9 protein-coding genes are annotated in these 13,152 nt (G+C 70.5%); 2 read left to right on the top strand and 7 right to left on the bottom strand.

What is annotated here, in order from left to right:
* Nucleotides 1-4 precede the first annotated feature (4 nt).
* On the bottom strand, nt 5-1,657 hold the full coding sequence (locus ACXJ1Y_RS16010; RefSeq protein WP_463847173.1) for a hypothetical protein: 1,653 nt from the start codon (nt 1,655-1,657) through the stop codon (nt 5-7).
* Nucleotides 1,658-1,818: 161 nt separating this feature from the next.
* Between ACXJ1Y_RS16010 and ACXJ1Y_RS16005 the strand changes: the two genes are divergently transcribed.
* Nucleotides 1,819-2,880 carry a CgeB family protein gene (locus ACXJ1Y_RS16005; RefSeq protein ID WP_463847172.1) on the top strand — a complete coding sequence of 354 codons (1,062 nt, stop codon included), beginning with the start codon at nt 1,819-1,821 and terminating at the stop codon, nt 2,878-2,880.
* Nucleotides 2,877-6,509 (top strand): glycosyltransferase family protein, encoded by a 3,633-nt coding sequence (locus ACXJ1Y_RS16000; protein ID WP_463847171.1) that lies wholly within the window; start codon nt 2,877-2,879, stop codon nt 6,507-6,509. Before ACXJ1Y_RS16005 ends, ACXJ1Y_RS16000 begins: the two co-directional genes overlap by 4 nt.
* Nucleotides 6,510-6,687: 178 nt before the next feature.
* Here the strand turns inward: ACXJ1Y_RS16000 and ACXJ1Y_RS15995 are convergent, their stop codons facing one another.
* From ACXJ1Y_RS15995 to ACXJ1Y_RS15970, 6 genes are read right to left on the bottom strand one after another with little or no spacing between them, the layout of a single operon-like run.
* Nucleotides 6,688-8,307, bottom strand: coding sequence for a gamma-glutamyltransferase family protein (locus ACXJ1Y_RS15995; RefSeq protein WP_463847170.1), 1,620 nt, complete (start codon nt 8,305-8,307; stop codon nt 6,688-6,690).
* Nucleotides 8,304-9,821 carry a class I adenylate-forming enzyme family protein gene (locus tag ACXJ1Y_RS15990; RefSeq protein WP_463847169.1) on the bottom strand — a complete coding sequence of 506 codons (1,518 nt, stop codon included), beginning with the start codon at nt 9,819-9,821 and terminating at the stop codon, nt 8,304-8,306. Before ACXJ1Y_RS15990 ends, ACXJ1Y_RS15995 begins: the two co-directional genes overlap by 4 nt.
* Nucleotides 9,818-10,618, bottom strand: coding sequence for a VOC family protein (locus tag ACXJ1Y_RS15985; RefSeq protein ID WP_463847168.1), 801 nt, complete (start codon nt 10,616-10,618; stop codon nt 9,818-9,820). Before ACXJ1Y_RS15985 ends, ACXJ1Y_RS15990 begins: the two co-directional genes overlap by 4 nt.
* Nucleotides 10,615-11,034, bottom strand: a complete 420-nt coding sequence (locus ACXJ1Y_RS15980) for a PaaI family thioesterase (RefSeq protein WP_243956516.1) — start codon at nt 11,032-11,034, stop codon at nt 10,615-10,617. Before ACXJ1Y_RS15980 ends, ACXJ1Y_RS15985 begins: the two co-directional genes overlap by 4 nt.
* Before the next feature lie 33 nt (nt 11,035-11,067).
* Nucleotides 11,068-12,072 (bottom strand): SDR family NAD(P)-dependent oxidoreductase, encoded by a 1,005-nt coding sequence (locus ACXJ1Y_RS15975; RefSeq protein ID WP_495885046.1) that lies wholly within the window; start codon nt 12,070-12,072, stop codon nt 11,068-11,070.
* A 43-nt stretch (nt 12,073-12,115) separates the two neighbouring features.
* Entirely contained in the window at nt 12,116-13,099 is a 984-nt protein-coding gene (locus tag ACXJ1Y_RS15970; RefSeq protein WP_463847166.1) for an ABC transporter substrate-binding protein, read from the bottom strand.
* Nucleotides 13,100-13,152: the final 53 nt, after the last annotated feature.

Genomic DNA, 13,152 nt, shown 5'->3' with positions numbered 1-13,152 from the left:
CACGCTAGGTCCGCTTCGAGGAAACCAAGTTCCGGAATACCCGGCCGAGGCGGATGGCCGGGCGCGGCGGCTCCGGCGGGGGAAGCGCGAGACGGGCTTCGATCGCGGCCAGCTCGGCCTCAAGGCGCTCCACCGCGCGGTCGCGTTCCGCCGCATAGGCGATGACACGGTCGGTCTGCGCCCGCGCGTCGTCGATGGCAGCGATGAGGTCGGAACGTTCGGTCCGCAGCGCTCTGACCTCGCCGGCGAGGCCCCTCCCGCGCATCAGCAGCTGCGCGCGGGGCACGGGGTGCGTGGCGGCGAGCCAAGCGAAGTCGCGGTTCGTCTCACGCCCGCTCACGATCCGCTGGAAACGGGCCTCGCGGTCGAGGCGCTCGGCGATGGCCGCGTCGGAGAGGGGGATGCCGAGGGGAGCGGTGGCGGCACGCAGCAGGCTCAGATAGGTCGGATCGCTCCCCGGTGCGGGCCAGCCGGCGATGGGGGTGGTCAGAACGGTATCGACGAGGCCGCGCACGAGCAGGTGCCCGAAGTCCAGGGGCGCGTCGAGTTCCCATTCCAGGTCGATGAAGGTCGCCCGGTCGCCGTGGACGAGCAGGTTGCGCGGAATGGCATCGAAGGCATGACCGGGTAGGCGCGTGTCGATGTCGGGCAGCGGGTCGCCTTCACCGGCGCCCAGGAACGCGGCGCGGAGGGCCGTGATCCAACGCTCCGCCCATGGTGCAAGATCGGCCTCGGTCCAGCCGTCGTGAGCCAGCATCTCCTCCAGCGCCTCGGGCCAGGGCCGGCCGGGCGCGAGGGTTTCGGCCGGAAACCGGTTGGTGATGCCGGCCGCATGACGGGCCAGCCCGGGATGGCGCGGTACACGCAGGACCCTCGGAGGTCCTTCCGTCCGAGCCCGGATGGTGGCGACCTTGTTGAACTCCGGCCGCCGCTCATGGCCGATGTGCACGGCGAGACGATCATCCGCCGGGAGGGCGACGGCCGAGGCCACGACGAGCGCGGCGGGGGCGCGATCCGCGAGGTCTCCCGCCTCCGCAATCCGCCGCCAAGCCCTGCGCGCGTCGATGGCCTCGCCCGCCATCGCTCCGGCATCGAGCCCCGAATGCGGCGACAGGCCGTGTTCGGACAGGATGGTGCGCGCCTCGCGATGATCGGGAAACGGGAACCACCAGCGCTGATGCGCGAGGCCGGCGGCCTCCAGCGTTTCACGCAGGCGGGTCCAGGGGCTCGCCCGGCGGCCCGGATGCCATGAGGCGCCCTGCGCGGCACCGGCCCCGCGTTGCTCCGCCGACCCATGGTCGAGGGCCAGGATCAGCCGGCCCTCCGGCCTCAGGTTTTGCCGGACTGAACTGTGCCGGCCGGTGGCCTCCACCGCAGGGAGGACATCGAAGGCCATGATCGTGTCGTAGCTGTAGGACGCATCGGGGGGCTCCCCCTCGCAGGGCATTCGGCCGCGGACGGTCAATGTGGCCGCAAGTTCCGCGGCGCGACCGCGTATGCCCGGCGCGACCGACCCGAGCAGGAGCACGTCCCCGGACAGGAAATCCTCGACGGGCAGCAGGATGTTGGCCGCCGTCAGGTCGCCCGGCCCCCTCGGCTCCGGTGCCGGCTCGGGTCGAGCCTCTTCGGCCACGCGTTCCTTGGTGCTGATTGCCATTTTATCCCGATGATATTGCCGAAAGCTAATTCCCGTAATGCTTAACTTGCCCTTCTGTAGAACTGATCTGAAGTTTTATGGACAAAACTGAGAGTTGCGTTTACTGCTACTTGAAGAGGAAATCCAACACTCACAACGCCAGCCGCCGACAGGCGAAACGAATGAATATTGCGCAGCATATCGATACTGATGCAGTCCAGATTTTTGTAACAGGCACAAATTCTGACGCGCTCAACGTCAATTCGGCAATCAGATCCTATCTTGTCGAAGGTCTGATAAAATGTGTCGGGCAGAATGCCGTCGCGCATGCGCCGTTGGAATTGGCGTGCGAGCGGGTTCGACGCCTGCGCCCGAAGCTGGTGATCGCCGTCGGCAGTCTCGTGCCCGATGCCGCCGGTCTTGGCGCCCTGCGGCGGGCCGCCGATGCCGTGGGGGCGCAGCTCGCATTCTGGCTCACCGAAGATCCCTACGAATTCGACTATGCCTTCAAGGCGGAGATCCTGGCCGACGTCGTCTTCTCCAACGATGGCTGGGCGACCCACCACTACAGGCACGGGTCGGTGCACCATCTTCCGTTGGCGGCATCCCCGACGCGCCACCTCCGTCCCATCCGTCCGGATCTGTCGCGCGACATCGCCGTCTTCTTCTGCGGCGTGGCCTATCCGAACCGCATCGCCCTGCTCCGACAGGCGGACGCGCTTCTGTCCCGACACCCGGTGGAAATCCTCGGGTCCGACTGGCCGGCCGATCTGCGGTGCGCGAGCAACCGACGCCTCACCGCGGACGAGATGGCGGACCATGCCGCCGCCGCCTGGCTGACGTTGAACATCGGCCGCGACCTCGACATCGCGAACCGACGCTTCGCCCTGCCGCAGGCGACCCCGGGGCCGCGCACCTTCGAGGTGGCGCTGTCGGGCTCGACGCAGCTCTTCTTCGCCACCGGCCTGGAGATCTGCGACGTCTTCGAACCGGAGCGGGAGATCCTCCTCATCGACGGCCCCCGCGACATCGCGCGGGCCATCGAGCGGACCCGGGATGAGCCGGCCGCGATCCTCGCGATCGCCGAGCGGGCGCAGCGGCGGGCCCTGCGGGACCACACCTATGCATGCCGCGCCGAGCGTCTGCTCGACCTGTGTGGATTTCGCCCCGGCATCACTGCGGTCGACTTCAGGGACCTGTTCGCGGGAGACCATGCGGAGCCGCAGGCATCGGTCCGCGTATGACGGGCCTTTCGATCCTGCTCCTCGACACGGAGCCGCGGACCCACAACCATTACATCGCCCTCGCCATCGCGGACGCCTTGCGGCGTCATCCCGATGTGGCGCGGGTGGTCGTCGCGCACCACGGCGACGCGCTCGCGACCTTCGTGACGGAAGGCCTCGACACCTTTCTGGCCTTCGGCGGGGCCAAGATGCACGCGCCGCTGCTCGGCCGGCTCGCGCGCCTGGCCCGGCTCAGCATCCTGTGGACCACCGAGGACCCCTACGAGCGCTCGTCGAACGTCCGCTTCTCCGACTGTTTCGACATCGTCTTCACCAACGATCGGAGCAGCGTCGCCGCCTACGAGGGCCGCGCCGTCCACCTGCCCCTGGCCGCGAGCCGGCTCTTCCAGGACTTCGAGGTCGGTTCGGACGACCGCCATTTCCTCTACGATCTGCTCTTCGTCGGAACCGCCTGGCCCAACCGCGTCGCCAGCCTGAACACGATCCTGGGGCTCCTGCCCGCCGACCTGCGGGTCAAGATCGCTCTGCCCTGGAACGTCCATCTGGGGCCGCCCGACCTGCACGACCGCTCGCTCGCCACGGATTGGCGCTGCGGCAACGTCGATTTCGCACGCTTGGCGAACCGGAGCCGCGTCGTCCTCACCCTGCCGCGCGTCTTCACGGGCAGCGCCGTCGAGCAGGCGGCCGGATCGACGCCGCCGCCGCGCCTCTTCGAGACCGCCCTGGCGGGCGGCTTCCAGGTCATGGTGTCTCCCGAACCGGAGGTGCGGGACTATTACACCGCCGGCACGGAATTCCTGCTCTGTTCGGGTGATGCGGAGGCGGCCGAGGCCATCGCCAGCATGCTGGCGGCGCCCGAGGAGCGTCTGGCACAGGCCCGCGCCGCGCGGGCGCGAACGCTGGCCGAGCATCTCTACGACCACCGGATCGCGACGATGCTGGAGCGGGCCGCTGCCTGTCGGCGGCCTGAATCTCCCCTCGGCCGGAGGGCGCCGGCGACGCTCCCGCGCAGGACCGTGCTCATCCTCACCCACAACCGCATGGGCCAGCGCGAGGGCGGCGGCGTCGAGGTGTATCAGGAGGCGCTCGCGGGCCTCGCGGACCGATACGATCTGCTGTTCCTGTTCCCGGTGTTCCGGGGCGAGGAGTGGGAGATGCGTCTGGAGGGGCCCGGCGTCGCGCTGAGCCTGCCGGCGGGATCCGTCGGCCTGCCCCGGCTCACCGACCCGCTCGTGGAAGGGCACTTCGCCCGCATCCTGTTCGAGTATCGGGTGGACCTCGTCCATATCCACCACCTGCTGCACTGGCCCCTGAGCCTGCCGCTCATCGCCCGCGCCTGCGGCGTGCCGGTGGTCTATCACCTCCACGACCATTACCTGATCTGCGAGCGCTGGCTCCTCCTCGATCACAGCGGGCGTTTCTGCGACGTGGCCCACCGCGGGCGCGAGCAGTGCGATGCCTGCCTCGCCGCCAGCCACAACTACCCCGCCGGCGCCAAGGCGCGGCGGGACGCGTTCATGGACCATGTGGTCGGTGCGGTGGATGCCTTCGTGACCAGCACCCCCGCCACGGGCGCCTACCTGCGCGCCGTCTATCCGCAGGTCACGCCGGACCGCGTCGTCGAGATCGCGATGCTGACCCCGACGCCGTCCCACGCCGTGCGCGAGGAGCGAGCCGAGGCCGATGCGCGAAAGCCCCTCGTCGTCGCGGTGGTCGGCAACTTCACCCACCACAAGGGTGGGGACGACATCATCGAGTTGATCCGGACCTGCGAGGACTATCCCCTCCATTTCCGGATCTACGGTCAGGTCAGCGCCCATCATGCGGGCCGTCTGCGCGGCCTGCCGGCGGAGCGTGTGACGGTCCACGGCGCCTACGACCAGCGCGGTATCGTCGCGCTCCTGCAGGGCTGTGACGTCTCGCTTCATCTCTCGATCTGGCCCGAGACCTACCTGATCGCGCTCACGGAGGCGTGGCAGGCCGGCCTCGTTCCCATCGTCACGGACCTCGGTGCGCCCTCCGAACGGGTCAGTGACGGGATCGACGGCTTCCGCGTGCCGCCGCACGATGCCGGCGCGGTCCGGGCCAAGCTCCTGACCCTCCTCTTCGACCGGGACCGGCTCGCGGAGCTGCGCGCCACCATCCGGCGCAAGGTCTTCCCCTCGGTGGATTCCCATCTGGACGCCCTGCACGCGCTCTATGCCGGCCTGATGGAACAGCGGCCCTGTCCGCACGACCGCATCCCGAACCGACGCCCCGGCAGCTACGACCTGTGCCTCGATGACCTGGCCCTCCAGGTGAACGCGCCCTCCTGGGTGAGCGGCGACATCCTCTGGGACCGAAACCGCGTCCCGAACGGCAGCGGCTTTCCGGACACCTTCCCGGCGGTGACCCGCATCGATGCCCTTCCGGAGGAGGACGCGGCCAAGCCCGCCCTGGAACGGCCGTTGAGCCATCCCACCCTGGCATGGGCCCTCGACGGCCTCTGGACCGATCAGCGCCGCCGCCTGGATCGGAGCGGACACGCCGTCGTCTTTCACAGCCTGTCCTTGCGCGGCTGGATGCATCTCACGGAGAGCCACGGCCCCTACCGGACCTACCTCCGCTTCAGCGACGGCGTGAGCACCTCCTACGCGCCCCTCCGCACGGAAAGCCGGCAGGACGTGGTGGACCATCTCCAAGCCTCCGCGGCCCGGGATGCCGGGTTCGCCGGACAGGTGGACTTGGACGGCCTGAGCTTCGGAAGCCACGCGGTGGACCTGATCCACGTGACGGCGACCCACCGCGTCGTCATCCGCGGGCTGCTGCGGATCTTCGCCGCGAGCGGTCTCGACGTGGCGCGGGCAGGCCATTTCCGCGCCGTGCAGAAGGCCAGCCAAGTCCCGGCAACGGCGCCGCGCAGGGCCTTGCCCACCCGCACCCGGCAGAGCCTACCCGCCTGCGACGGCGTGCTCCTCGGCTCGACCGCGGAACTCTGGGCCTTCGAGGCCCGGCTGCCCGATACACCGGCCGAGGCGGTCGAAGTCTGGCTTCAGGGTCTCGACGGCACGAAGCTGCGGCTCGATGCCGAAGCGCATGCCGCGCCGGACGGGACGCTCCGCTTCGTGGCCGCGTTGAACGGATTGCAGCAGACCCCTTACGAGATCGTCCTGCGCACCGGGCGCGGCGAAGGGCCGGCGATCGCGCTGCCCGACCGGCTCCAGGTGCGCGAGCAGCACGGCCGTTGTCGGGACACGGAGACGCTCCCCGCCGCCTTCCGGCGCCGCTTCATCAAGGTGGTCCGCCGGGCGCCGAACCTCAACGCGGTCACGCTCTCTCCCGACAAGGACGCCCGCCGAATCCGGTGCCAGGGCTGGGCCTTCCTGCGAGGGCTCGGTCCCGCCCTCTGCGTCGTGGCCCGCTGGGAGGAGAACGGGCGAAGCCGGATCTGTATCGGGGCTCCCCTCGAACGGCCGGACATCGAGGCGCACCTCAATACCCCGACCGCTCGCACCCCCGGTTTCGATCTCGTGATCCCGGTCCAAGCCGTCACCAGCGGTCGCGTGCGGTTCTATCAATGTTACCGCTGGCGCACGGTCGAATTCACGGGCTTCCGTGAAGCCCTGATCATGGCACTCGACGTGACGTGAGGCGCGATCGGTCTCGGTCTTTTTTGCCGGCAAAAGCCTTCGCGTGTCCTTCCCTCCGTCTCGCGAACTTGTCGGCTGTGGCGGCCATCCAGGGGTTTGCCAGCGAACGGGTGCTGGCGAATGGAGAACGCCAGCACGACGACGAAAGGAGGGAAATCGGTGCGCCGGCGGCGTTCGCTCAGCACACCACCGCCTGTCCATCCCGCCGGGGGTCGCTGGCCGCGACGTAGCCGTCCTCGGCCGGATCCCCCATCCGCCAGATGAACTGCCCGGCCCCGAAATCCTGGTAGCTGTCGTTGATCACCTCGAGGTGGTGGCCGCGCTCCACGAGGGATTGGACCGTGGCCGCCGGCATCGTGGATTCGGTGTTCACGCTCAGCCCGTCGGCGACCCGCCAGCGCGGGGCGTCGCAGGCGGCCTGCGGGTTCTGGCCGTGGTCGATCATGCGCACCAGGGTCTGGACATGGCCCTGCGGCTGCATGTTGCCGCCCATCACCCCGAAGCTCATCACGGGGGCGCCCCCCTGGGTCAGGAAGCCGGGGATGATGGTGTGGAACGGCCGCTTGCCGGGGGCCACCACGTTCGGGCTCGCCGGGTCGAGGCTGAACCCGTGGCCGCGGTTCTGCAGGGAGACGCCCCATTCGGGCACGACGATCCCTGAGCCGAAGCCCATGTAGTTCGACTGGATGAAGCTCACCATCATGCCCGAGGAATCGGCGGTGGTGAGGTAGATCGTGCCCCCGCGGACGGGGTTGCCCGCGCCGAAATCCTGCGCCTTCGTCCGGTCGATCAGCTTGGCGCGGGTGGCGAGATAGGCCGGGTCCAGCATCGCCTCCGGGCTGACGCCCATGCCGCTCGGGTCGGCGACGTAGCGGTAGGTGTCGGCGAAGGCGAGCTTCATCGCCTCGATCTGGATGTGCTGCGCGTCGGGCCCGTCGACGGGCAGGGACGCGAGGTCGAAATTCTCCAGGATGCCCAGGGCGATCTGCGCGGCGATGCCCTGCCCGTTCGGCGGGATCTCGTGCAGCGTGTAGCCCCGGTAATCCTTGGCCAGGGGCTCCACCCATTCCGGCCTGAAGGCGGCGAGGTCGGCCACCGTCATCGCGCCCCCATGCGCCGCCGCGTGGCGGGCGATGGCCTGCGCGATCTCCCCCTCGTAGAAGGCCCGGCCCTTGGTCTCGGCGATGGCGCGCAGGGCCCGGGCGGCGTGGGGGATCGTCACCCGTTCCCCGACCGCCGGGGCCCGGCCGCGGGGCAGGAAGGTCTCGGCGAAGCCCGGCTGGCCCGCCAGCGACGGGAGGGCGGCGGCCGCCGCCCATTTCTGCTGCACGACGATGGGGGCGAGGTAGCCGCGCTCGGCGATCTCGATCGCGGGCTCCATCAGGTCGGCGAAGGGCAGGCGGCCGAACCGCTCGGAGAGCGCCGCCCAGGCCGCGACCGCGCCGGGCACGGTCACCGAATCCCAGCCGCGCATCGGGGGCGTGCGCGCCCCGCCGTGCTTGCGCGCGAAGTACTCGGGGGTCCAGGCCGCCGGGGCGGGCCCGGAGGCGTTGAGGCCGTGCAGGCGCTCGCCGTCCCAGAGGATGCAGAAGGCGTCCGAGCCGAGGCCGTTGCTGCAGGGCTCGGTGAGCGTCTTGGCGGCGGCGGTGGCGATGGCCGCATCCACGGCGTTGCCCCCCTTCCAGATCATCCTCAGCCCCGCCTGGGCGGCGAGGGGGTGGGAGGTCGCCACCACGTTGCGGCCGAAGATCGGCATGCGCACCGTGGGGTAGGCCTGGTTCCAGTTGAAGGATGTCATGGTTGCGTCCTCATGGCCGCCTCGGCGCGCAGGCGCAGGGTGGCGCGGTCGATCTTGTTGGTCGAGGCGAGGGGCAGCGCCTCCACGAACCACACCCGGCGCGGGTGCTGGTAGGCCGGGGCGTGGGCGAGGGCGTGCGCCTTGATGCCCGCCTCGTCGAGGGTGGCGCCGGGCCGGCGGACGACGAAGGCGACGGGCTTGGTGCCCTTGATCGCGTCCTCCACCGGGACGACGCAGGATTGCAGCACGTCCGCGTGGCGTTCCAGGACGAGTTCGACCTCGCCGGGGAAGATGTTCTCGCCGCCGGAGACGAACATGTCGTCGGTGCGGCCCAGGAAATAATGGAAGCCCTCCTCGTCCCGGCGGAACACGTCCCCCGTGTCGTAGAAGCCGTCCGGGGTGATCGGAACGGGCACGTCCGGCCGGTTGTGGTAGCCGAGCATGATCGCGGGGCTGCGCATCTGGAGCACGCCGGCCCCGGGGGCCTCGGGTCCGACGAGCCGGATCGCCACGTCGGGGCGGGGGGCGCCGACGGAGGCGATGGGCGTGGGCAGGCCGTCCGGATGGTCGCCGAACACGATCGGCCCGCCCTCGGTCGTGCCGTAGGCGTTGAGGATGCGGGCGTTCGGCAGCAGGGCGCGGATCTGGTGGGCCAGGGTGTCGTTGACGGGCGCCGAGCCCATCCGCACCGTCCGCACGCCGGTGAGGTCGCAGGAGGCGAGGAGGTCCTTCTCCCGCAGCATCATGGCGATCATCGGCGGCACGGCGGTGAGCCATGTGCACCGGTGGCGGTCGATGGCCGCGATGTAGCTCCGCGCCTCGAATTGCGGCAGCAGCACCATCGTGGCGCCGGCCGCGCAGACGAGCAGCGCCAGCGCCAGCGCGTTCATGTGGTAGAGCGGCGCCGCGACGAGCAGGCGGTCGCCGCGCAGGTCCGTCTCCGCCGCGCGGGTCCGCGCCACCCAGAGGTGGCTGGCATGGCTGAGGCGCACGCCCTTCGGCCGGCCGGTGGAGCCGGACGTGTACAGGAACAGGGCCGCCTCGTCGGGCTCGGGCGTGACCGGCACGAACGGGCCGGGATCGAGCCACGCGGAGAAGCCCTCCGGCCCCTCGCCGTCGAACGCGGCGAGGCCGACACCGGGTGCCAGCGGCGGCAGGGCCGCCCGGCGCGGGCCGTCGCAGAGCACGAGCCGCGCGCCGCAATCGGCCAGCACGGCGGCGACGGTCGCGGGCGGGAACTTGTGGTTCACCGGCACGGGCACCACCCCGGCCCGCATCGCGCCGAGGAGCGCCGCGAGGGTGTCCGGCCGGTTGGCGGAGAGGATCGCGATCCGCTCGCCCCGTGCGATCCCCCCGCGCAGGAGGCCCCGGGCGAAGGCGTCGGCCCGGGCGTCGAGGCCGGCGCGGGTCATCGTCTCGGGCTCCCCCGCCGGGGAGAAGCCGACGAGCAGCGGCCTGTCCGGGGGGCCGGATCGGTCCACGAGGTCGCCGAGATTCGTCGCCGCGCTCGTCATGAGGTCGCCTCGCACCGGAGGTGGAGGCCGAAGGCCGGCAGCGTCAGCGCGCCCGCCCCCGGCCCGCGCCGGATCCATTCGGCTTCGGGGAGGGCGCGGGCGCGGGCCTCGATGCCGTCGAGGTCCGCGAAGCGCAGGGCCAGGGCGGCGAAGCGCCCGTGGGGGCCCGGCACCACCGTGACGGAGGCGTCCCCGAGGGGGATGCGCCACCCGCCATCGCCGGGCTCGGCCGTGGCGCCGCAGGCGGCGGCGTAGAGGCGGGCCTCCGCCTCGGGGGTCGGGCTCTCGACGGTCACTCCGTCGAGCCCCGTGAAGCCGTTCGGGTGGGCGAACCATTCGGGGCGCCAGACGAGCTCCGGCGTCAGGTGCTCGCAATGATAGACCCGGCCCGCCGGGAACAGGCCCGCCGGCAGGCGCACGGTGCGGAACCGCGCCTCGACCTCGCCTCCGTCCAGGGCGACGGGGCGGGAGAAGGCCACGGGCGATCCGACCTCGAAGCCCGCCCCGGCGAGGCGGGCCCGGGTCGTGTCCGCGTCGCCGCTCGCCACCACGAGGCCGTTCAGGCCGAACGGGCTGTCCTTCAGCTCCTGCCGCTGCGGCCCGGTCTCGGGCAGGCCGACCAGTTCGAGATAGGCCCCCGGCACCATCATCAGGTGGTTGATCGAGCCGAGGGAATGGTGGCCACGCGGCGTGAGCCGGAAGCCGAGGGCGGCGAACAGGTCCGCCGCCTCGTCCATCCGCCGCAGCACGTTGACCACGACGTGGTCGAGGCTGCCCGGTGCGGCGGCGCCGGTCATTTGGCCGGCGCGGTCATGTAGACGCCCCGGCCGCTCGCCAGCAGCCGGCCCTCGCCGTCGAGGATCTGCGCCTCGGCCACCGAGATCTGGCCGCCGAACTTCACCACCTTGCCCCGGCAGGTCAGGTCGCCCTGCATCGCGGCGCGGTGGTAATCGACCCGCAGGTCCACGGTCGGGACGCCCCGGCCGGTGCGGGAGACCAGCGCCCAGTCGGCGGTGAGGTCGACGAGCGTCGCCAGGATGCCGCCGTGGACGTAGCCGCGCTCGGCGTTGACGACCCATTCCGGCCGCCACGTCGCCTTCAGTTCGATCTCGCCCTCGCCGACGCTGACGACGGAGAGGCCGAGCCATTGATGGAACGGGCCGCGCAGGAGCAGCGCCTCGACCTGTTCCTTGCTGAGGGGGGTATCGGACATCGTATCGGGGACCCTTCGTGGCCGGGAGCGGGATCAGGGGGTGACGACGATCTTGCCCATCACCTCGCGGTCGCGGATCATCCGCAGGCCCTCGGCGGCCTGTTCGAGGGGTAGGACCTTGTCGATGGTCGGCTTGAGGGTGCCGGCCTGGATCATGTCCATCAGCGCCGACAGGTTGTCGTCGTAGAAGCTGTTCGAGCCGATCACCTTCAACTCGAAGCTCCAGATGTAGCGGAGGTCTTCCTTCGGATCGTGCCCGGCGGTGGCGCCGCAGACGAGGAGCGTGCCGCCCCGCTTCAGGCACTTCAGCGAGGGCACCCAGGTGTCGCCGCCGGTGAAGTTGATCACCACATCGACGCCGCCCTCGTAGGTCCGGCGCTGGGGCTTCCCGTATTGCTGGATCGCCCATTTCGAGAAATCGGCCTCGCGGTAGTTCACCACGTGGTCCGCGCCGAGTTCCTTCAGCCGGGCCATCTTGTCCTCGCTGCCGGCGCAGGCGATCACCTCCGCGCCGAGCTGCTTGGCGAGCATCACGCAGCCGGTGCCGACCCCGCCGCTGGCGCCGAGGATCAGCACCGTGTCGCCGGCCTTCACCGTGTTGTGGGTGATCAGCATGCGGTGGGCCGTGCCGTAGGCCACCGGCAGGGAGGCGGCGTCCTCGTAGCTGACGTCCGGCGGCATCGCGATCAGCTGGCCGGTGGAGACGCGGCAATACTCGGCCATGCCGCCGTCGAGCATCTCGCCCATCAGGCCCTTGGCCCTGTTGAGCGGGTTGACCAGCACCCGGTCGCCGACCGTCCAGTCCGAGACGCCCTCCCCGAGTTCGACGATCTGCCCGGCCATGTCGAGGCCGATGATCACCGGCATCGGCACCTTGATGCCGGGCATGCCCTTCACGGTGAACACGTCGTGATAGTTGAACGAGGAGGCGCCGACGCGGATCAGCACCTCCCCCGGACCCGGCACGGGCTTGGGATAATCGCTCGTGACCTTGAGCGCATCGATGTCGCCGTGCGCGTCGAGGACGAGGGCCTTCATCGTCTCAGTCATCGTGGGGTGTCCTTTTCCGGTGTGGGGCGGGCTACGGGATCGTCTTCGACCGCGCGTAGGGGCGGGGATCGAGGGCGGTGTCCGGCAGGGTGCCCTGGACGGCGCCGACCGCCTTGAAGACCTCGAACTCCCGCTTCAGCGAGGCGATGTCCGCCGGCTCCAGGCTCACGGTGTAGATGCTGTCCCAGAGGGCGGCGTAGGCCGTCGCGTCGGGCTCGCTCAGGTTGGCGGAGGCCTGGAGGATTTTGGCGACCGCCGGCTTGTCGGCTTGGCCGAAGGCGTAGGCCTTGCGCATCGCGGCCACGACCTTGGCCGGCGCGTCCGGGTTCTGCGCCATCCAGGCGTTGCGCATCAGCCCGACCCCGAGGATGGGTGGCGCGTCCTGCTTGGTGAGGGTCTTCCATTCCTGGCGGAACGAGCCGATCCGGCGCAGCTTCGCCTCCGGCAGGAGGGCGATCGTCACCGTGCGCAGGGCGGCGGCGTCGATGTCCTTCTGGACGAGAAATTGCGCGAGGCGCGGGTCGTTGCCCGGGACGCCCTGGTAGTCGCCCGGCGTGAACTTGTAGTTGGTTTCGAGGATCGCGGAGGTGATCGCCGCCGTGGCGCTTCCCGATGGCGAGGTGCCGATCTTCTTGCCCTTCAGGTCCGCCATCGCCTTGATCGGCGAATCCTCCGGCACCACGAAGTCGAGGTCGGCGACCTGCGTCGCCAGCACGATGCTCAGGGGCAGGCCGTCGGCGGTGACGCTGAGCGAGGTGCCCGCGCTGGCGGCGATGGCGAAGTCGATGGCCCCGGCGGCCATGGCCTTGGTCGGCGCGTTCACATCCGGGAACTTCACGTATTCGGGCGTCAGGCCCTCCTTCTCCATGAATTTCCCGGCTTCCAGCACGGCGCCGAAGCCGAGGCTGATCCCCGAACTCCAGTAGCCGATGCGAACGCTCTCGGCCTGCGCGGGGCCGGCCACGCCGAGGGCGCAGAGCGCGGCGGCGGCGGCAAGGACACCGATCCGTTTCAAGGGCTTCTCCGTAAGCTTGGGTTGCGAACCGGCGTTTCCCCGGGCGGCGGCGC

The organism is Methylobacterium sp. TK26, assembly GCF_055361565.1.
This window is presented reverse-complemented; position numbering and strand designations above follow the sequence as displayed.